We start from the raw sequence: 20,808 nt of genomic DNA, 5'->3' as shown, positions 1-20,808 counted from the left end.
ACTCCGTGGGGGGACATCCATGCGCACAACCACGCGCCTCGCCTTGCTCGGCACCAGCGTCGCCCTGGTCGCCACCGCGATCAGTGCGACCACCGCCCAGGCGGAGGACGGCGGCGCGGGCGACATCACGATCGACAAGGTCGTCGTCAACGGCGGCAAACCGGTCGTGGTCGGTACCACCAACGTGGTGTCCGCCAAGGTCTCCGTGACCGCGTCGGACGATTCGGGCATCGCCGAGACCACCTACATCAGCGCCTCCGGTCCGAAGCCGAACTTCGCGCAGATCTGGTACGACGACGGCGACATCACCTGCGTCAGGGCGAGCGCCACCACGTCGACGTGCACGGGCACGCTGACGTTCGACCCGCAGGCGTCGACCGGGTTCGTCGACAACGGCGCGGCGGCCACCTGGAACCTCGCCACGCTGGTCTCCGCCAACGACTACGACTACATCCACCGGGACGCGGCCACCACGTTCAAGGTGCAGCGCTACTCGAAGCTGACGGTGAACGCCTCGCCGGAGCCGGTGAAGAAGGGCCGGACCATCACGGTCACCGGCAAGCTCTCCCGGGCCAACTGGGACGACAACAAGTACCACGGCTACACGAACCAGTCGGTGAAGCTGCAGTTCCGCAAGAAGGGCAGCACCACCTACACCACGGTGAAGACGATCAAGACCGACTCGACGGGCAACCTGAGGACGACGGTCACCGCCTCCACCGACGGCTACTTCCGCTACAGCTTCGCGGGCACGGCGACGACCCCGGCGGTCAACGCGACCGGCGACTTCGTGGACGTCCAGTAGCCGACCGCGAAGAACGTCTCCAGCGAGGGGCGCCCCGCACGGGGCGCCCCTCGGCCGTTTCCAGCGGGCGGCTCCGGATCGCCGGGCTCAGCCGCCGAGCGACTGTCCGAACTCCTCCCCGGGGTCCACACCCGCGCGGCCCACGTTGTCGGAGCCGAAGCTCAGCGAACCGGTGCTGGTGAGCCCGCTGCTGCTGCCGCGCAGACGCCAGACGGCGCCGGCCGGGTCGATGGTGCCGGGCGGGGCCTCGCCGACGGCGGAGACGGCCAGGTCGGTCCTGCCGTTGTCGTTGATGTCCGAGAGCAGGACGACGGAGCCGAACCGGTCCTTCTTCTCCGCGGTGCCGGGGATTCCGGTGCTGTTCTGGGTGAAGGCCTGGTTGCCGGTGGTCGCGACGCCCTTGGACGAGCCGCGCAGCAGTACGACCGTCCCCGCGTCGACGACGCTGCCGACGTCCTCGCCGGGCGACCCGACGGCCAGGTCGGCGTATCCGTCGCCGGTGACGTCGCCGAGCGAGAGGGAGGCGCCGAAGGCGTCGCCCTTCTCCGAGGAGCCCGGAACACCGGTCGAGTTCTGGGTGAGAGCGCCGGCCGCCCGCGTGGTGCCGAGGCCGCCGGCGGCGCCGTAGAGGACGGTGACCTTGCCGCCGACGGCGCTGGTCTCGTGCGAGTCCGCGACCGCGATGTCCGCGTAGCCGTTGCCGTCCACGTCGCCCGTCGCGGAGGTCTCGCCGCCGGGGAGGACGGCCTCCTGGACGAGTCCGCCGCCGGTGGCGGAGCCCCGGAAGTACCAGCCGTGGGTTTCTCCGGTGCGCCAGGCGCGGAACTGGACGACGAGGTCGTCGGCCGCGTCGCCGGAGATGTTGCCGGAGGACAGGAAGCCGTCGGCGTACGCCGACGTGGCGGGCAGCGTCACCGTGGACACGGTGCCCGAGGATCCGGTGCGGGTGAACGGGCCGTGGATGACGGAGACGGTGGAGAGCAGTCCGTTGTACGCGGCGAGGTCGGTGTGCCCGTCGCCGTCGAAGTCCCCGGTGGTGAGGGCGCCGCCGAACTCGTTGCCGTCCTTGGCCACGGGGTCCTTGACGGTGGTGGCGGAGGTGCCGAGCCCGCTCTTGCCGCCCCAGAAGAGGGTGACGGCGCCCTGATCGGAGTTGGGGCCGATGTTCTCGCCGGGAACTCCGACGGCGAGGTCGCTGTAGCCGTCGCCGTCGAAGTCGGCGACGGACAGTTCCGCACCGAAGAGGTCCCCGCTCTCCGGTGATCCCGGGGTGCTTCCGGACTGGCCGAGGACCTTGTGCTTGGCCGGGTCGAGGCCGGCCGAGGTGCCGTAGACGACGGACACCCAGCCGGCGTCCGTGAGGCCGTCGTCGCCGTTCGGCACGCCGACGGCGAGGTCGCGGTAGCCGTCGCCGTTGAAGTCGCCCTGGAGTCCGGTGCCCGCGGCGGTGGCGGTGCCCGCGGTCAGGACCAGCAGGCTGCCGGTGAGCGTGGCCGCCGCGGCCATCGCGAGCGAGGTGCGTATGGGGTTGTGCATGCTGGGCCTTCTCCTGTGCATGCGGGGATGCGCGCGGGCATCCCGAACCGTTCGGGGTGCCACGGGGCCCGTTCGCGTCGTCTGCGGCGACCGAGAACGGTGGTGGCCTATCCCAGACCGTCGGGGCAGGTCAGGGGTTGTACGAGAGGCGGAAGTTCCGGAAGTTCCCCGCGTGGCGCTTCCCGCCGGGCCCTGGTGGTCGAGGGTCGGCGGGACGGGGCCCGGCGCCCGTTCCCGGGGATACGGCGGAGGGGCTCCCCGGTGTCCGGGGAGCCCCTCCGCTCCGTCTGCGTGCGGTGCCGGCCGCTAGAACGTGCCCAGCTTCACGATCGACAGGATCGCGATGAGCTGGATCGCCGACGCGGCCAGGGCCTTCGGCCAGGGCAGGTCGTGGGAGCGGCTGACCATGAGGGTCAGCAGGGCGCCCGCCCCGATCCAGGTCGCCCAGCCGAGCAGCTGGACGAAGGAGGCGTCGCCGCCGAAGAACATGGCGACGACCAGGCGCGGGGTGTCCGTGATCGACATGATCAGCATGGACAGGCCGACCGTGGGCTGCCAGGCGCCGTCGCCGCCGAGCTGGCGGGCCAGGGTGTGGGTGACCACGCCCAGGATGAAGGTGCTGATCACGATGGCGACGGCGGTCGTCAGGACGATCGGGACGGCGTTCGAGAGGGTCGCCTCGATCGCGTCCTTGCGCGCGCCGTCGAAGCCGAAGACGGCGATCAGACCGTAGAGGAACGTCACGATGAGGGCCGGGGCCCACATCGTGTAGTCGCGCATCTGCAGGAAGGTCTGGTTCGGGGCCGTCACGATGCCCCTGAGCAGGTCCTTCCAGTGCAGCCGGGGGCCTATCGGCGGGGCCGCCGCCTGGCCGGCCCGGTAGGTCTCGCCCTGGCTGTAGGGGTCCTCTCCGATCGAGAAGGCCTGGGTGTGACCGGGGCTGTTCGCCGCGTACGGGTCCGGGCCCTGCTGGGGGTGTCCGTCACCGAAGTACTCCGGCTCGCCGTGGCCGCCGTGGGCCTGCGGCCAGCCGCCCTGCTGAGGGCCTCCGTGCTGCTGGCCGCCTCTGTACTGCTGCTGGCCCCCGTACTGCTGCTGCTGCGGCGGCGCAGGCGGGTAGCCGTACGGCTGCTGCCGGCCCTGGGGGCCCTGCTGTCCGTACGGTGCTTGGTGTTGTTGCGGGCGCGCCTGCGGGGAACGGTTGTCCCGGGCGCCGCGTCCGATCCTGAATCCAGCCACGTCATCGAACGTACCTGGTCCCGGCGATCGACGTGCGCGGCCCGGGGCAACGGGCCCTTCATTGGGGCCGACCTGTGACATCCCTTAGGGGGATCGACGGGCACCCCTTACGGGGGTGCCCGTCGGCCGGCATCCCCTAGCGCAGCAGGGCGAACCCGAACCGGGGGAAGCCCGTCGTCGGGACGCCCGCGGACGACGGTCCGAAGCTGAGCGCGTTCTTCGTGGTGATGCCGGAGGACGAACCGCGCAGGACCCACAGGCCGCCGTCGGCGTCGTTCTCGCCGTCCGCACCGATCGCGAGGTCGGCCCGGTGGTCGCCGTCGAGGTCGGCCAGACGGACGGCCTTGCCGAACTGGTCGGTCTTCTCCGCCGTGCCCGGGACGCCCTCGGTGTCCTGGGTGAAGCTCTTGACCCCGGAGGTGGACAGGCCCGACGAGGAGCCGCGGAACACGGTGACGCTGCCGGCGAGGACCGCGGAGCCGATGTCCTCGTAGAGCGCCGACACGGCGAGATCGCCGCGGCCGTCACCGTCGATGTCGTCGATGGACAGGGCCGAGCCGAACCAGTCGCTGTCCTCGGACGCGCCCGGTACGCCGGGGGTGTCCTGGTCGATGGTCTGGCGCGGTGTGGATCCGAGGCCGTCGGGGCCGCCCAGGTAGGTGCTGATGGACCCGCCGTCGCCCGGTCGCACGTCGTCCGGCTCCGCGCTCGCGACGAGGTCGTCGTAGCCGTCGCCGTTGAGGTCGCCGACGGCCGTCGAGTCCCAGTTGTCGTTGTCGATGGCCCGCTCGAAGGTGAGCCCGGCGGACGAGCCGCGGTAGACCAGGGTGCCCTCGAAGATCGTCCCCGGTTCCGGGTAGTAGGAGCCGCTCAGCACGAGGTCGTCCGTGCCGTCGCCGTTCAGATCGCCGGCGGCCATGGAGTGCGGGCCGCCGATCGCGCCGCTCTGCAGGCCGGTGACGACCTGGTAGCGGGACGCGGGCCCGGAGGCCTTGGTGAAGCCTCCCTTGTGGATCGCGACGTCCTTGCCGTCGCCGGCGACCGCGAGATCGGCCCGGCCGTCGCCGCTGAAGTCGCCGACGGCCAGGGTCCGTCCGTACCGGTCGTGGGCCGTGGGCGCCGGGTCGGAGACGGTGAGGCCGCCGGAGAGGCCGTTCTTGCCGCCCCAGACGATCACGGCCGTCCCGCCGTCGACGTCGCTGCCCACGTCCTCCCGTGCGGCGCCGACCACGAGGTCGGCGTATCCGTCGTTGTTGAGGTCGCCGGAGGCGAGGGCGGCGCCGAACTCGTCGTCCTTCTCCGCGGTGCCCGGGATGCCGCTGGTGTTCTGTGTGACGACCGTGCGCCGGGAGGCGCTGATCCCGGACGCGGAGCCGTAGTTGACGACGACGGCGCCCGCGTAGGCGGCGCCGCCCACGGTGGCGTACGGCGCGCCGGTCACCAGGTCGCGGTATCCGTCGCCGTTGAAGTCGTCCGCGTACTTGGCGGGGGCGGCAAAGGCCGGGGTGGTCAGGGTCAGGGGTGTGAGGCCCGCCGTGAGGAGGGCGGCGAGCGCTGCCGAAGTGCGTATGCGCATCAGGTCGGTTCTCCAGGTGAACCATGCGGATCGTGGGGACCACGCCGGCCGGAGGGCCGGAGGGCCGGATGTGCCGTGCGGGGCCGTGCGGGCCCGGTGGTCCGCACGGCCGGTCCGGGTCAGCCCGCGAAGACGTTCCCGAAGTAGGCGAGGCCCGAGGGGCCGCCCAGGGTGGTGCTGCCGAGGGACTTGGAGCCGGTGGCGGTGGTGCCGGAGGAGGTGGACTTGAAGAGCCAGACCGCGCCTGCGCCGCCGTTCTCGCCGCGGGCGCCGACCGCCAGTTCCGCGCGGCCGTCGCGGTTCGTGTCCGTGAGGAAGACCTCGTCGCCGAAGTAGTCGTCGGCCTCGGCGGTGCCGGGGACGTTCGCGGTGTCCTGGGAGTACGACTTGGAACCGGTGCCGGTCAGGCCGGAGGCGGAGCCGCGCAGGACGGTGACCTGGCCGGCGTGCCGCTTGGAGCCGAGGGACTCGCTGTCCGAGCCGATCACGACGTCGGCGTAGCCGTCGCCGTTGGTGTCGCCCGAGGACAGGCTCCAGCCGAAGCCGTCGCCCTTCTCGGCGGTGCCGGGGACGTTCGCCGTGTCCTGGGTGATCCGCACCGGCGTGCGCGTGCCGAGGCCGCCCGACGCGCCGTACGTCACGGTGATCGCGCCGCCGAGGCCGCCGTCCGGCTCGGTGGTGGACTTCTCCATGAAGTTGCCGGTGACGATGTCGCCGTAGCCGTCCTTGTCGACGTCGGCGATGGTGGCCGTGTAGCCGCCCGCCAGCTTCTTGCCGGGCTTCGGGCCGGTGGCCGAGCCGGTGTAGAGGACGCTGCGGGTGCGGTTGCCGCCGCTGCTGGTCTCCTCCTGGCCCATGACGAGGAGGTCGGTCTTCCCGTCGCCGTTGACCTCGCCGGCGACGAGCTTGTCCGGGTAGATCGTGGTCTGCTCGACGGTGTCGATACCGATGAGCGAAGCGGCCTTGCCGGTACGGGAGATGGGGCCGCGGAAGACGTTCAGGGAAGGCGACGAGTTGTTGCCGGCGGCCAGGTCGGTGTGGCCGTCGCCGTCGAAGTCGCCCGCCGCCAGGGCCCAGCCCAGTTCGCTGCGGTACTGCGGCAGCGGCGAGGAGATGTCGGTGCCGGACTTCACACCGTCGGCGCCGCCCCACAGCACCGTCAGCGCGCCGAAGTCGTCGGTGGAGCCGATCCGCTCGCTGTGCACGCCGACGACGATGTCCGTGTAGCCGTCGCCGTCCATGTCGCCCGTGGTCAGCCGGTCGCCGAAGTAGTCGGAGGACTCCGGGGTTCCGGGGATCCCCGTCGTGGCCTGGCTGATGATCTGCCGCTTGGAGGTGTCCAGGCCGCTCGCCGTGCCGTAGACCACGGCGACGTAGCCGGCGCCGGCCTTGCCGGAGATCTTGGCGATGGGCGCGGCGATCGCGAGGTCGCGGTAGCCGTCGCCGTTGAAGTCGCCGGACAGGCCGGAGGGCGCGGCGGCGGCCGTGGTGGCGGGCAGTGCGGTGAGCAGGCCGGTGGTGAGGGTCGCGGCCAGCAGGAGGGTGCGCTTGCGCATGGGGTTCCCCGTTCGAGAGGAGGAGGGCCGGGCCGTGGGCCCGGCGCGCGAGGACGGAGGTCAGTCGAGGACGCTGCCGCCGAAGTCGGACAGGGTGAGGGCGCCGGTCGCCGTGGGCACGGTGGAGGTGCCGCGCAGGACGAGGGCGTCGTCCCCGGTGCCGACCGTGAGGTCGGCCTTGCCGTCGGCGTTCAGGTCGCGCAGCCGCAGCGCGCGGCCGAAGGCGCTGTCGGAGGGGGCCGCGCCCGCCACCGTCTGCGGGATCCATGAGGAGCGGGCGCCGTTGAGGCCGCCGGAGCCGCCGCGGAACAGGTGGACGCCGCCTTGGTCCTCCATGCCGTCGACGTCCTCGAAGGGGACGCCGACCGCGAGGTCCGCGTAGCCGTCGCCGTTCGCGTCGGCGGCCGAGACGGCGTACCCGAAGTTGTCGTCGGCCTCGGGGGTGCCGGAGACACCGGAGGTGGCCTGGGTGAAGGTGGTCGAGCCGCTCGGCCCGGAGGCGGTGCCGCGCCAGACGGTGACCGCGCCCTTGCTGCTGCTGCGGTCCGGCTGGCCGAGGGCGATGTCGCCGTAGCCGTCCTTGTCGAAGTCGCCGACGGCGGCGCTGGTGGCGTCGCTGTCGAGGGTCTTGGAGGCGCCCGAGGTCAGGCCGCCGGAGGAGCCCTTGAGGAACCAGACGCGGCTGGCGACGCTGCTGCCGGAGAACTGGGCGCCGAGGACGACCAGGTCGGTCTTCCCGTCGCCGTCGACCTTGCCCGCGGCGAGGCCGTAGGAGTACCAGCCCCCGTCCGTCTTGTCGATCTTGCTGACGGTGCCGTGGGAGCCGGACCTGGAGAAGGAGCCGCGGTACAGCCAGGCCTCCTGACCGCCGATCACCGCGAGGTCCGGGGAGCCGTCGCCGTTGAAGTCGCCGGTCGCGAGGTCGGAGCCGAAGTGGTCGCCGGCACCGGACTTCGGGGTGAGGTTGGTGCCGCCGGACAGTCCGGAGCGGGAGCCCCAGACGACGGTGACCGTGCCGCGGTACTGCGCGCTGCCGACATGTTCGGTGGGGTTGCCGACGACGAGGTCCGCGTAGCCGTCCTTGTCGAGGTCGGCGCTGGTGAGCGACTCGCCGAACATGTCGTCCTCCTCACCGGTGCCGGGCACGCCGGGGCTGTCCTGGTGGACCACCTGGGTGTGCGAGGTGTCGAGCCCGTGCGCGGTGCCGTACGTGACGACGACGGCGCCGCCCTGCCAGCCGTCCGCGCCCGAGATCCCGCTGTAGGCGTGGGCGTAGGCCAGGTCGCGGTAGCCGTCTCCGTTGAAGTCGTCGTACTGCTTGGCGACGGCCGCGCCGGCGGGGGCGCTCAGGGCGAGCGGGGCGAGGCCCGCCGCGAGGAGGGAGGCCGCGAGGGCGGCCGAGGTGCGTCTGCGCATGGCGGAGCTCCAGGAAGGAGCCGGGCCCGTGCGTACACGGGCCCGGCGAGAGGTACGGCTACGGAGAGGCGAGCTGCGGAGGACGAACTGCGCGCCGGGGCAGGTCAGTCGGCGAACAGGGCGCCGAACTGCGGCGTGCCCGTGGTCGAGACGCCCGAGGTGCTCGGCGAGACGGTGCGGGAGCCGCTCGTGGTGATCGTCGTGCCGTTGGAGGGCAGGTAGGTCACCGCTCCGTTGGCGCTGTTCTCGTACGAGCCGACGACCAGGTCCGCCTTGCCGTCGCCATTCACGTCGTCGAGCTTGACGTCGGCGCCGAAGAGGTCGCCCTTCTCGTCGTTGCCGGGGACGCCGGCCGTGCTCTGCGCGAAGGCCTGGGCGCCGGAGGCCACCCTGACGCCGCTCGCCGAGCCGTACAGGACGGTGACCATGCCGGTGTTGGAGACGCCGTCGATGTCCTCGTTCGGGGTGCTGACGACGAGGTCCTGGAAGCCGTCGCCGTCGACGTCGCCGAGGTCGAGGTCCCAGCCGAAGCCGTCGTCGGTCTCGGAGGTGCCGGGCACGTTGCCGGTGTTCTGGGTGATGCCGGAGGTCGAGCCGGGACCGGAGGCGGTGCCGTAGGTGATGTTCACCTTGCCGCCCTTGGCGGAGTCCGGGATGGCGGTGCCGTCGTCGAGGGTGCCGTTCCAGGAGGCGCCGCTGACGATGTCGCCGTAGCCGTCGCCGTTGATGTCGCCGACGGCCGTGATCATGCCGGTCTTCAGGGTTTGGGCGGAGGAGACGCTCAGGCCGGACGCCGTGCCGGGCACCCAGTAGTTGGTGTTCCAGCCGGTGGACGTGGTCGTCTCGAAGCCGTCGACGATGAGGTCGGTGCGGCCGTCGCCGTTGACGTCGCCCGCGGTGAGGCTCAGCGGGCCGTACGGGTTGTCGTTGGTGCCGGACTCGATCGGCGGCTTGATGGTGGTGCGGCCGCCGGGGGTGCCGGCGGTGGTGAAGCCGCCCTTGTAGACGTAGATGGTGGCGGAGGAACTGCCGACGGCCAGGTCGGCCTTGCCGTCGCCGTCGTAGTCGCCGGCGGCCAGGTCCTTGCCCCAGAAGTCGTGGGAGGAGGCGGCCGGGTCGGGGATGTCGACGCCCTTGCCGGTGAGGCCGCTCGCGGAGCCCCAGAGGATGGCGAGGCCGCCGCCGTTGGTGTCGGTGCCGACCTTCTCGTTGGGGGTGCCGACGGCGAGGTCGTCGTAGCCGTCGCCGTTGAAGTCGGCGTACGCGAGTTCCGAGCCGAAGGCGTCGCCGGCCTCGGCCGTGCCGGGGACGCCGGTGGTGTTCTGGCTGATGGTGGTGCGCTTGGCGGAGGACACGCCGGTGGCGGTGCCGTAGAGGGCGATGACCTGTCCGGCGCCCTTGTGGCCGCTGACGTAGGCGGTGGCGGCGGAGGTGGCGATGTCGCCGATGCCGTCGCCGTTGAAGTCGGCCTGGGCGACCTTCGTCGAGTCCGCGGCGGTTGCCGTCGCGGCCGAGAAGCCGAGCAGACCGCCCGTCAGCGCGGCCGCGGTGGCCGTCGCGAGGGCGAGTCGTCGGTGGTGCGCGTAGCGCTTGTGCATGCGGGTTCTCCTGCGGCATGCGGGGGATGTCTGGCGGACATCCACAGTCGATGGGGGCGTACCGCTCGCGTTCTCCTGGAGTTGTCCGAGGGTTCGCGTGGCGGTCGGCGAACAGGAGACCGTTCAAGGGGCGCAAGGGTTGTACGTGAGTTCGGTTAATTTTCGAGGCGGGTGGGGGAATGGGGGCGAAAGGGATTTTCGGTGGTCCGGGGGTGTGGGAGCGCTTCCTCCGGACGCCGTGAACGCGCCGGGGCGGTGGGCCCGGCGCGGGGTCCGCCGGGAGCCGGGTACGTCCCTGAGCCCGGGTGCCGGGCCGGGGTCTCGGACCGTGTCGCGGACCGGGTACCGGGGAGGCCGGAGGCCCGGGTCTCCGGGCCGGGCTCAGGGTGCCGAAACCCCGTCGGCCCGGCACCGGTTCGGGCGTCCACCGCGTCGCCGGAGCATGGGGGGCAGCGTTCCCGCGGCTGCGGGATCCGCTCAGGAGTCCATGCCGAGGAACTCCGAGCTGGAGAAGGTGACCGACGGCTTCGCCGACAGCAGGCCCCTCTTGGTGCCCGCGAACACGGCGACGGTGTCCCGCGTCTCGCCCGGGTAGGTCCGTACCGCCAGGTCGTCCCGCCCGTCCCCGGTGAAGTCGCCCACGGCCAGCACCCGGGTGGTGCCCCGGGCGGGCGGCCGCACCGTGACCATGCCGGTCGCGGAGAGACCGGCCGTACGGCCCCGCAGGACCCGCAGCTCCGTACCGCTGGAGACGAGTTCGCTCAGCCCGTCCCCGTCGAAGTCGCCGGAGTCGAGCACGGAGCCCGCAGTGGCCAGGCTGCCGCGGCCGGCCGTCGGGAGGTCGTAACGCAGTGACGTTCCTCCCATCGAACCGACCGCCGCGTCGAGGGACTTGCCCTTGCCGAAGCGGCCGAAGGCGACGTCGATGCCCTCGGGCAGGACGACGCCCGTGCGGGTGGGCCCTGCCGGACCGCCGAGGACCACCGCGGACTTGGCGGCACCGTCGGCCGCGCGGACGAGGAGGTCGTCGTAGCCGTCGCGGTTCACGTCGGCTGCCGGACCGGTCGGCACGTTGCCGGGGGAGGCGAGCGGCTTGCCCGCCGCGCGCGGCGCTCCCTTGCGACTGAACGGGCCGCGCAGATAGCTCAGTTGGCCGTCGGAGGCGTGGGTGACCAGGTCCTGGGCGCCGTCGCCGTCGAAGTCGCCGCACACCGGCTGGTCCGGCCAGTCGTTGCCGAAACGTGCCTGCGCGGGGATGTCCAGCTTGACCGCCTTGCCGGTGAGGCCGGCGGGGGAGCCGAAGAGGATCTGGAGCGGGACCGGGGGCTGACCCTGGCCGTCGTAGGGCGGGTCCGTCGACACGACGAGGTCGGTGAACCCGTCCTTGTTCAGGTCGCAGCTCGCCTCCGCGTCGAACACGGCGGGCAACTGGCCCTTTGTGGGGGCCGCCCGCTTCGCCGGGTTCAGCAGCTGCCGTGCGCCCGGGGCGAGTCCGTGGGCCGTCCCGTAGACGATGCCGATGCCCGCGTCGTCGCTGTGGCTCTGGTCCTTGACGAGGTCGTTGAGGACCAGGTCGCGGTGGCCGTCCCCGTTGAAGTCGTCCGCGACCTTGCTGCCCTTGCCGCGCGGAACGGGCAGCTGGGCCGGGGCCTTGGCCACGGTCGCCGGCTCGTGCCGGTCCGACGTGGCGTGGTCGTTCGAACCGAGCCCCGCGCAGCCCGACAGGAGGAGGGCGCAGCCGGCGCCGGCCGCCACCGCGGCCGTCCGTATGCCGCTGCCGCCGCGGCGTCCGCCGCGGCCCGCGTTCCGGCCGCCGCTCCTGCTCCCGCTTCCGCGCCCGCCTCTTCGCCCGCGCACCATTCACCCCGACCGAACCGTCGACAACAACCTGCACATGATGGCCTTGTTGCGGCGGGGCGGTAAGAGCGGGGGCGTGCGGGATCGGTCACCCCGGGCCGACAACGGCCGGATGTCATGGGTCGGGGGCGCCCGGGCAGGTCGGATCGGGCGGACAGGCCGGATCGGGGGACGGGCCGGATCGGGGGACGGCGGGGACGAGAACACCCCATGCCCTCCGGCCCGGCCGGGGACATGGGGTGCTTCGTCGTCGGGCTGTACCGCTTCACCGGCTCGGTGCCGTCGCACCGCCGCCGGTCACGGCCTTACTTGACCGGCTCGGGCTCCGGCTCGCTCTCCGACTCGGCCTCGCCCGCCGGGGGCTCGTCGTCCACCGGCGTCTTGACGGACTCGAGGAGCAGCTGGGCGACGTCGACGACCTGGATGGACTCCTTGGCCTTGCCCNGCACAACACCAGCGCACCGCTGAGGACATCGAACGCAAGGCCGCCGGAGCCGCACGGCGCCTGATCACCGGCAACCGGCAGTCCACCCGGTGACGACGGACGTTCCCCGCGCCAGAAGGGTCGCGGGGGACGTCCGTCGTAAGGGCGGTCCTGGTTACCTCACCGGCTCCGGCTCGCCCACCGGGTCGACCGAGGTCCTGACGGATTCCAGCAGGAGCTGGGCGACGTCGACGACCTGGATGGACTCCTTGGCCTTGCCGTCGTTCTTCTTGCCGTTGACCGAGTCGGTCAGCATGACGAGGCAGAACGGGCAGGCGGTGGAGACGATGTCCGGGTTGAGGGAGAGGGCCTCGTCGACCCGCTCGTTGTTGATGCGCTTGCCGATGCGCTCTTCCATCCACATGCGGGCGCCGCCGGCGCCGCAGCAGAAGCCGCGCTCCTTGTGGCGGTGCATCTCCTCGTTCCTGAGGCCCGGGACCTTGCCGATGATCTCGCGCGGAGGCGTGTAGATCTTGTTGTGGCGGCCCAGGTAGCAGGGGTCGTGGTACGTGATGATGCCCTCGACCGGGGTGACGGGGACGAGCTTGCCCTCGTCGACGAGGTGCTGGAGCAGCTGCGTGTGGTGGATGACCTCGTAGTCGCCGCCGATCTGCGGGTACTCGTTGCCGATCGTGTTGAGGCAGTGCGGGCAGGTGGCGACGATCTTCTTCGCCGACCTCGGCTTCTTCGACTCGGGCGTGACGTTGCCCTCGTCGTCCATCTCCTCGCCGAACGCCGTGTTCAGCGCCATGACGTTCTCCATGCCGAGCTCCTGGAACAGGGGCTCGTTGCCCAGGCGGCGGGCGGAGTCACCGGTGCACTTCTCGTCGCCGCCCATGATCGCGAACTTGACGCCCGCGATGTTCAGCAGCTCGGCGAAGGCCTTGGTGGTCTTCTTGGCCCGGTCCTCCAGGGCGCCGGCGCAGCCGACCCAGTACAGGTACTCGACCTCGGTGAGGTCCTCGATGTCCTTGCCGACGACCGGCACCTCGAAGTCGAGCTCCTTGAGCCACTCCAGGCGCTGCTTCTTGGCCAGGCCCCAGGGGTTGCCCTTCTTCTCCAGGTTCTTGAGCATCGTGCCCGCCTCGGACGGGAACGCGGACTCGATCATCACCTGGTAACGGCGCATGTCGACGATGTGGTCGATGTGCTCGATGTCCACCGGGCACTGCTCGACGCAGGCGCCGCAGGTGGTGCAGGACCACAGCACGTCCGGGTCGATGACGCCGTTCTCTTCCGCGGTGCCGATCAGCGGGCGCTCGGCCTCGGCGAGGGCCGCGGCCGGCACGTCCTTCAGCTGCTCCTCGGACGCCTTCTCCTCGCCCTCCATGGTCTTGCCGCCGCCGGCCAGCAGGTAGGGGGCCTTGGCGTGCGCGTGGTCGCGCAGCGACATGATCAGCAGCTTCGGGGAGAGCGGCTTGCCCGTGTTCCAGGCCGGGCACTGCGACTGGCAGCGGCCGCACTCGGTGCAGGTGGAGAAGTCCAGCAGGCCCTTCCAGGAGAACTGCTCGACCTGGGAGACACCGAAGACGTCGTCCTCGCCCGGGTCGGTGAAGTCGATCGGCTTGCCGCCCGAGGTCATCGGCTGCAGGCCGCCCAGTGCCGTGCCGCCGGTCGCCTCACGCTTGAACCAGATGTTCGGGAAGGCCAGGAAACGGTGCCAGGCCACACCCATGTTGGTGTTCAGCGAGACCACGATCATCCAGATGAACGACACGCTGATCTTGATCATCGCGACCAGGTAGACCAGGTTCTGGAGCGTGCTCAGGCCCAGCCCCTTGAAGGCCACCACCAGCGGGTACGAGGCGAAGTACCCCGCCTCGTAACCCTCGACGTGGTGCAGCGCGCCCTCGAGACCGCGCAGCGTGTAGATCGCCAGACCGATGGTGAGGATGACGTACTCGACGAAGTACGCCTGACCCGCCTTGGAGCCCGCGAAGCGGGACTTGCGGCCCGGCCGCGAGGGCAGGCTCAGCAGCCGGATCACCATGAGGACGGCGATGCCCAGCACGGTCATCGCGCCGATGAACTCGGTGTACATCTCGAACGGCAGCCAGTCGCCGATGATCGGGAGCACCCAGTCGGCCTGGAAGAGCTGGCCGAACGCCTGGGCCAGGGTCGGCGGCAGCGTCAGGAAGCCGACGGCGACGAACCAGTGGGCGACGCCCACGATGCCCCAGCGGTTCATCCGCGTGTGACCGAGGAACTCGCGCACCAGGGTCACGCTGCGCTGGTAGGGGTTGTCGGTTCGGCTGCCGGCGGGCACCGGCTGACCCAGTTTGAAGTACCGGACGAACTGGCCGATGGCGCGTGCGAGCAGCGCAACGCCGACCACGGTCAGGACCAGCGACACGATGATCGCGGCGAGTTGCATTTGGGGGCTCCTCGGGCCTGCGAGGTGTTGCTCCGAGTGTGCACTCGAAGTGATTACTAAGCGGTAACTTATGCAGTCCGTCTGAGACTACCCACTTCTAGCGCCGCACTGTAGCCAGGAGTGCGGTGATCTGCGTCGCTGAGGGTTGCCTGAACAGGCGGTGTCACCCTTCCCCGCTCCGGGGCCCGGTGCCGCGGGTGCGAGGCGGTGGCGCCCCTCCGCGTTCCGGTCGCGAGACACCCGGCCGGTTCCGCCGTTCGCGGGGACACGTGACGCTCCGTCGTGCTAATCACACGATACTGTGACAACACGGCTTAAATTTCTCGTCGTGTTGTACGGGATCGCCGCCGCCACCGCCGCCCTGCTCCTGACCGCCGCGCTCGCCGCGCTGCTGCGGACGATCGCCCTGCGCCTCGGGGTGGTCGACCGACGGCGGGCCCGGCCGGTCGCCCTGCTCGGCGGGGTGGCCGTCATGGCCGGCACCGCACTGGTCGCCGCCGTCGGGGACTGGACGGACGTCGCCCCGCTCGGCCCGGAGGCCGGCCGGCTGCTGGTCGCCGCGCTCGGACTCGCCGCGCTCGGGCTGGCCGCCGACCTGTGGACCGTGCCGCTCGCCGTGCGGGTCTGTGCCGTGACCGCCGCCGCCGCGCTGACCGTGCCCTACGACGTCCTCGGCCTGCCCGCCGGACTGCTGGCCGTCGCCTGGATCGTGTTCGTCACCCACGCCTTCGGCTCGCTCGACCACGTCGACGGGCTGATGGGGACCGTCGGCGTCGTCACCGCCTTCGCGCTCGCCGGGTGCGCGGCCGCCGAGGTCATGGACGGGCTCGCGGCGCTGCTCAGCGTGCTGGCCGCCGCCCTCACCGGGTTCCTGATGCACGGCTGGCACCCCGCACGGATCGTGCCGGGGCGGTGCGGCTCGCTGTTCGCCGGGTTCGTGCTGGCCTCCGCCGCCGTGCTGGTGCACTCCGAGCGGGAGGCGGGCCCCGGGATCGCTGCCGGGTTCGCGCTCACGGCGCTGGCGACCGCCGACGCCGTCCTCGTCCTCGTCTCGCGGCGAAGGGCCGGACGTCCGCTGCTGCGCCCGGGACCCGACCACCTCGGCCACCGGCTGCGCCGGCTGGGGCTGACTCCGCAGGGGTGCCTGGTCGTCCTCGGTGCCGCGGCCTTCGCGGCGGTGCTCGTGGGCCTGCTGATCGACCTGGGCTGGGCGGGCGCGGACGCCGCCTGGTGGGTGGCCGGAGCCGCCGCGGCCGTCGTCGCCGGGTTCGCCCTGCGGCCCGTGCGTGATCCGCGCGGCGCGCGGGAGAGGCGCATGGCGCGCGGCACGCGGGAGACACGTATGGCACGGCAGACCCGCCGGGTGCGGCCGGCCCGCCCGGACCGTGTGCCCTCGCGACCCTCGGTCCCCTCTCCCGGGGGCCCCACGAGCGCCGGACGGGATGAGAATCCGTACGCCCGTGTCTGACGGAGGCCATGCCACCGGCCCGCTACCGTACGGAGAAACCACAGGTCAGGGCTCTCCTGCGTGTAGGGAAGAGATAAGAGTTGAGTGTCCTCGACTCAGCTCTGTTGACCCAGACGCGAGGGTCATGCACACTTGAGTCCGTTCCACTCAAGTCATTGCTGGAGGAATCGAAATGGCACGTGCGGTCGGCATCGACCTGGGCACGACTAACTCCGTCGTCAGCGTTCTGGAGGGCGGCGAGCCCACCGTCATCACCAACGCCGAGGGTGCCAGGACCACGCCGTCCGTCGTCGCCTTCGCGAAGAACGGTGAGGTGCTCGTCGGCGAGGTCGCCAAGCGCCAGGCGGTCACGAACGTGGACCGGACCATCCGCTCCGTGAAGCGTCACATGGGCACGGACTGGAAGATCAACCTGGACGGGAAGGACTTCAACCCCCAGCAGATCTCCGCCTTCATCCTGCAGAAGCTGAAGCGCGACGCGGAGGCCTACCTGGGCGAGAAGGTCACCGACGCGGTCATCACCGTCCCGGCGTACTTCAACGACTCGGAGCGTCAGGCCACCAAGGAGGCCGGCGAGATCGCGGGCCTGAACGTCCTGCGCATCGTCAACGAGCCCACGGCCGCCGCCCTGGCGTACGGCCTGGACAAGGACGACCAGACCATTCTCGTCTTCGACCTCGGTGGCGGCACCTTCGACGTGTCCCTCCTGGAGATCGGTGACGGCGTCGTCGAGGTGAAGGCCACCAACGGTGACAACCACCTCGGTGGTGACGACTGGGACCAGCGTGTCGTCGACTACCTGGTCAAGCAGTTCCAGTCCGGTCACGGCGTGGACCTGTCCAAGGACAAGATGGCCCTCCAGCGCCTCCGCGAGGCGGCCGAGAAGGCCAAGATCGAGCTGTCCTCGTCCACCGAGACCTCGATCAACCTGCCCTACATCACGGCGTCCGCCGAGGGCCCGCTGCACCTGGACGAGAAGCTCACGCGCGCCCAGTTCCAGCAGCTGACGGCCGACCTGCTGGAGCGCTGCAAGACGCCGTTCCACAACGTCATCAAGGACGCCGGCATCCAGCTGTCCGAGATCGACCACGTCGTTCTCGTCGGCGGCTCCACCCGCATGCCCGCCGTCGCCGAGCTCGTCAAGGAGCTGACCGGCGGCAACGAGGCCAACAAGGGTGTGAACCCGGACGAGGTCGTCGCCATCGGCGCCGCCCTCCAGGCCGGTGTCCTCAAGGGTGAGGTCAAGGACGTCCTGCTCCTCGACGTGACCCCGCTGTCCCTCGGTATCGAGACCAAGGGCGGCATCATGACCAAGCTCATCGAGCGCAACACCACGATCCCGACGAAGCGCTCCGAGATCTTCACGACGGCCGAGGACAACCAGCCGTCCGTGCAGATCCAGGTCTACCAGGGCGAGCGCGAGATCGCGGCGTACAACAAGAAGCTCGGGATGTTCGAGCTGACCGGTCTGCCGCCGGCGCCGCGCGGCGTCCCGCAGATCGAGGTCGCCTTCGACATCGACGCCAACGGCATCATGCACGTGACCGCGAAGGACCTCGGCACGGGCAAGGAGCAGAAGATGACCGTCACCGGCGGCTCCTCGCTGCCGAAGGACGAGGTCGACCGCATGCGCCAGGAGGCCGAGAAGTACGCGGAGGAGGACCACGCCCGCCGCGAGGCCGCCGAGACCCGCAACCAGGGCGAGCAGCTCGTCTACCAGACGGAGAAGTTCCTCAAGGACAACGAGGACAAGGTCCCCGGTGACGTCAAGACCGAGGTCGAGGCGTCCGTCGAGGAGCTGAAGGCCGCGCTCAAGGGCGAGGACACCGCCGAGATCCGCACGGCCACCGAGAAGGTCGCCGCCGTCTCGCAGAAGCTGGGCCAGGCCATGTACGCCGACGCCCAGGCCGCGCAGGCCGCCGGCGGCGCCGAGGGTGCCCCGGGTGCCGAGCAGGCCAAGGCCGACGACGACGTCGTCGACGCCGAGATCGTCGACGAGGACCGTAAGGACGGTGCCGCGTGACGGAGGAGACCCCGGGTTTCGACGAGAAGCCTGACGTCCCCTCCGGCGCCACCCCTGACGACGCCGAGTCGAAGGCCGCCCCCGAAGAGGGGGCGGCCCCGGCCGGGGACGCGGCAGCAGCCGATCTGACGGCGGGCCTGACGGCCCAGCTGGACCAGGTGCGCACGGCGCTCGGTGAGCGCACGGTGGACCTCCAGCGGCTGCAGGCCGAGTACCAGAACTACCGCCGCCGGGTCGAGCGCGACCGGATCGCGGTCAAGGAGATCGCCATCGCGAACCTCCTGACCGAGCTCCTGCCCGTGCTCGACGACATCGGCCGCGCGCGGGAACACGGCGAACTGGTCGGCGGCTTCAAGTCGGTGGCCGAGTCGCTGGAGACCGTCGCGGCGAAGATGGGGCTCCAGCAGTTCGGCAAGGAGGGCGAGCCCTTCGACCCGACGATCCACGAGGCCCTGATGCACTCGTACGCGCCGGACGTCACGGAGACGACGTGCGTGGCGATTCTGCAGCCGGGGTATCGCATCGGCGAGCGCACCATCCGCCCCGCGCGGGTGGCCGTCGCCGAACCCCAGCCGGGGGCCCAGACGGTCAAGGCGGACTCGTCGGAATCCGCGGAGACCGCCGACGACAAGGAGAACGGTGGCCCGGACGAGGGCTGACGTTGAACGCATGAGGAAGGAGGGACGTCGAGGATGAGCACCAAGGACTTCATCGAGAAGGACTTCTACAAGGTCCTCGGCGTCCCCAAGGACGCCACCGAGGCCGAGATCAAGAAGGCGTACCGGAAGCTCGCCCGCGAGTTCCACCCGGACGCCAACAAGGGCAACGCCAAGGCCGAGGAGCGCTTCAAGGAGATCTCCGAGGCCAACGACGTGCTCGGCGACCCCAAGAAGCGCAAGGAGTACGACGAGGCACGCGCCCTCTTCGGCAACGGCGGCTTCCGGCCGGGTCCCGGCGCCGGTGGCGGCTCCTTCAACTTCGACCTGGGCGACCTCTTCGGAGGCGGCGCCCAGGGCGGAGGCGCAGGGGGCTTCGGCGGCGGCATCGGCGACGTCTTCGGGGGCCTGTTCAACCGCGGTGGCGCCACCACCGGCACCCGTACGCAGCCCCGGCGCGGCCAGGACATCGACACCGAGGTCACGCTGAGCTTCACGGAGGCCGTGGACGGCGCGACCGTACCGCTGCGCATGACCTCGCAGTCGCCCTGCAAGGCCTGCTCGGGCACCGGCGACAAGAACGGCACGCCGCGCGTGTGCCCGACCTGTGTCGGCACCGGCCAGGTGGCGCGGGGTTCGGGCGGCGGGTTCTCGCTCACCGACCCCTGCCCGGACTGCAAGGGCCGCGGCCTGATCGCGGAGCACGCCTGTCTGGTGTGCAACGGATCGGGGCGCGCCAAGTCCTCCCGGACCATGCAGGTCCGTATCCCGGCCGGAGTCAGTGACAGCCAGCGGATCCGGCTGCGCGGCAAGGGCGCTCCCGGCGAACGGGGCGGCCCGGCGGGTGACCTGTACGTCACCGTCCACGTCGACGCCCACCCGGTCTTCGGCCGCAAGGACGACAACCTCACCGTCACCGTGCCCGTCACCTTCGCGGAGGCTGCACTCGGCGGAGAGGTCCGCGTCCCGACGCTCGGCGGACCGCCGGTCACCCTCAAGCTGCCCCCGGGCACGCCCAACGGCCGCACCATGCGCGCCCGCGGCAAGGGCGCGGTCCGCAAGGACGGCACCCGGGGCGACCTCCTGGTGACCGTCGAGGTGACGGTCCCCACCGACCTCTCGGGCAAGGCGCGTGACGCCCTGGAGGCGTATCGCGAGGCGACCGCGGGTGAGGACCCGCGGGCGGAGCTGTTCCAGGCCGCGAAGGGAGCATGAAAGAGATGGACGGTCGTCGACGCAACCCGTACGAAATGACCGAGGAGACTCCGGTCTACGTCATCTCGGTGGCGGCCCAGCTCTCCGGACTGCACCCGCAAACACTTCGCCAGTACGACCGCCTCGGCCTGGTCTCGCCCGACCGCACCGCGGGGCGGGGCCGGCGCTACTCGGCCCGCGACATCGAACTGCTGCGCACCGTGCAGCAGTTGTCGCAGGACGAGGGCATCAACCTGGCCGGCATCAAGCGCATCATCGAACTGGAGAACCAGGTCGCCGCACTCCAGTCCCGCGTCGCCGAGCTCCAGTCGGCCCTGGACGGCGCGGCCACGGCGATGCAGCAGCGCGAAGCGGCCGTCCACGCCTCCTACCGCCGTGACCTGGTCCCCTATCAGGAGGTCCAGCAGACGAGCGCACTGGTGGTGTGGCGCCCCAAGCGCCAGCCCGAGTAGGACGAGCACCGTGAAGGGGCCCGGAGGTCGAACCTCCGGGCCCCTTCACGTCGTTCCCGCCGGGGCGCGGCGGCGGTGCGGTGCCCGGCCGCCCGGTCGTCCGTCTTCTTCGGTGTGCCCGTGAATGCCGTGTTCACAGTGAACTGCCGTTTGTGGGCCGGATATGGCAATTCATCGCGGCGGCGGCGTTTTGCGCCCGCAGAAGTGAACGGACCGCCCGGTGTGGCGGGTGCGGGGGTGAAGGGGCCGCGGACGCCGTCTCCCCGGTCGGTTCCACGTGTCCCTCCGGGCGGTTCCGGACCGCCCGGGGCGGGTGGATTTCCGGCCGATCAGCGCCCCTGACCACGGCAGTTGGCGGTGCGGACGTGGATGACAGAAGGTGAAGCAGAGGGGATTGGTGGAAGAGGGGGCGTACCCTCTTCCCATCGTGTTCACTTGGGGAACACAGAACGCCGTTGCCATCTCGTTAAGTGGTTACTCCTTGACGCTGAGGTGATCGCCGCGTTGGCTTTCAGCCACCTGGGTCGCAATGCTGCAACCTCGCCCGGAAGGC

At 71.1% G+C, this 20,808-nt stretch carries 14 protein-coding genes; 6 read left to right on the top strand and 8 right to left on the bottom strand.

What is annotated here, in order from left to right; translation table 11 throughout:
- The first annotated feature begins 19 nt into the window (after positions 1 to 19).
- Complete coding sequence (locus tag ABEB03_RS01200) at positions 20 to 805, top strand: calcium-binding protein (protein WP_345639887.1); 786 nt, start codon at positions 20 to 22, stop codon at positions 803 to 805.
- An 87-nt stretch (positions 806 to 892) separates the two neighbouring features.
- Here ABEB03_RS01200 and ABEB03_RS01195 read toward each other — a convergent pair whose 3' ends face one another.
- The 8 genes from ABEB03_RS01195 to ABEB03_RS01160 form a co-directional block, all read right to left on the bottom strand.
- Positions 893 to 2,341, bottom strand: coding sequence for an FG-GAP and VCBS repeat-containing protein (locus ABEB03_RS01195; RefSeq protein WP_345639885.1), 1,449 nt, complete (start codon positions 2,339 to 2,341; stop codon positions 893 to 895).
- Positions 2,342 to 2,647: 306 nt separating this feature from the next.
- Complete coding sequence (locus tag ABEB03_RS01190) at positions 2,648 to 3,661, bottom strand: Yip1 family protein (RefSeq protein ID WP_345639883.1); 1,014 nt, start codon at positions 3,659 to 3,661, stop codon at positions 2,648 to 2,650.
- 55 nt (positions 3,662 to 3,716) lie between these two features.
- A complete protein-coding gene (locus ABEB03_RS01185) occupies positions 3,717 to 5,156 on the bottom strand; it encodes an FG-GAP-like repeat-containing protein (RefSeq protein ID WP_345639881.1) in 1,440 nt (479 codons plus the stop codon).
- Between the two features lie 119 nt (positions 5,157 to 5,275).
- A complete protein-coding gene (locus ABEB03_RS01180) occupies positions 5,276 to 6,712 on the bottom strand; it encodes an FG-GAP-like repeat-containing protein (RefSeq protein ID WP_345639878.1) in 1,437 nt (478 codons plus the stop codon).
- A 60-nt stretch (positions 6,713 to 6,772) separates the two neighbouring features.
- Positions 6,773 to 8,128, bottom strand: a complete 1,356-nt coding sequence (locus tag ABEB03_RS01175) for an FG-GAP and VCBS repeat-containing protein (RefSeq protein ID WP_345639875.1) — start codon at positions 8,126 to 8,128, stop codon at positions 6,773 to 6,775.
- 104 nt (positions 8,129 to 8,232) lie between these two features.
- Positions 8,233 to 9,726: a VCBS repeat-containing protein gene (locus tag ABEB03_RS01170; RefSeq protein ID WP_345639873.1), complete on the bottom strand. Its 1,494-nt coding sequence runs from the start codon at positions 9,724 to 9,726 to the stop codon at positions 8,233 to 8,235.
- 477 nt (positions 9,727 to 10,203) lie between these two features.
- Entirely contained in the window at positions 10,204 to 11,481 is a 1,278-nt protein-coding gene (locus ABEB03_RS01165; protein ID WP_345639871.1) for an FG-GAP repeat domain-containing protein, read from the bottom strand.
- A 701-nt stretch (positions 11,482 to 12,182) separates the two neighbouring features.
- A complete protein-coding gene (locus ABEB03_RS01160) occupies positions 12,183 to 14,441 on the bottom strand; it encodes a (Fe-S)-binding protein (RefSeq protein ID WP_345639868.1) in 2,259 nt (752 codons plus the stop codon).
- Positions 14,442 to 14,769: 328 nt separating this feature from the next.
- Between ABEB03_RS01160 and ABEB03_RS01155 the strand changes: the two genes are divergently transcribed.
- The 5 genes from ABEB03_RS01155 (at position 14,770) to ABEB03_RS01135 (ending at position 20,255) form a co-directional block, all read left to right on the top strand.
- Positions 14,770 to 15,909 (top strand): MraY family glycosyltransferase, encoded by a 1,140-nt coding sequence (locus ABEB03_RS01155; protein WP_345639866.1) that lies wholly within the window; start codon positions 14,770 to 14,772, stop codon positions 15,907 to 15,909.
- A gap of 172 nt (positions 15,910 to 16,081) precedes the next feature.
- On the top strand, positions 16,082 to 17,932 hold the full coding sequence (dnaK, locus tag ABEB03_RS01150) for a molecular chaperone DnaK (protein ID WP_028799240.1): 1,851 nt from the start codon (positions 16,082 to 16,084) through the stop codon (positions 17,930 to 17,932).
- Positions 17,929 to 18,591 carry a nucleotide exchange factor GrpE gene (gene grpE / locus ABEB03_RS01145; protein ID WP_345639861.1) on the top strand — a complete coding sequence of 221 codons (663 nt, stop codon included), beginning with the start codon at positions 17,929 to 17,931 and terminating at the stop codon, positions 18,589 to 18,591. The genes dnaK and grpE overlap by 4 nt, the downstream gene beginning before the upstream one ends.
- A gap of 33 nt (positions 18,592 to 18,624) precedes the next feature.
- Entirely contained in the window at positions 18,625 to 19,803 is a 1,179-nt protein-coding gene (dnaJ, locus tag ABEB03_RS01140; RefSeq protein ID WP_345639859.1) for a molecular chaperone DnaJ, read from the top strand.
- A gap of 5 nt (positions 19,804 to 19,808) precedes the next feature.
- Complete coding sequence (locus tag ABEB03_RS01135; protein WP_345639857.1) at positions 19,809 to 20,255, top strand: heat shock protein transcriptional repressor HspR; 447 nt, start codon at positions 19,809 to 19,811, stop codon at positions 20,253 to 20,255.
- The last annotated feature ends 553 nt before the right edge of the window (positions 20,256 to 20,808 follow it).

This window comes from Streptomyces siamensis (assembly GCF_039543605.1).
Lineage (GTDB): Bacteria > Actinomycetota > Actinomycetes > Streptomycetales > Streptomycetaceae > Streptomyces > Streptomyces siamensis.
This window is presented reverse-complemented; position numbering and strand designations above follow the sequence as displayed.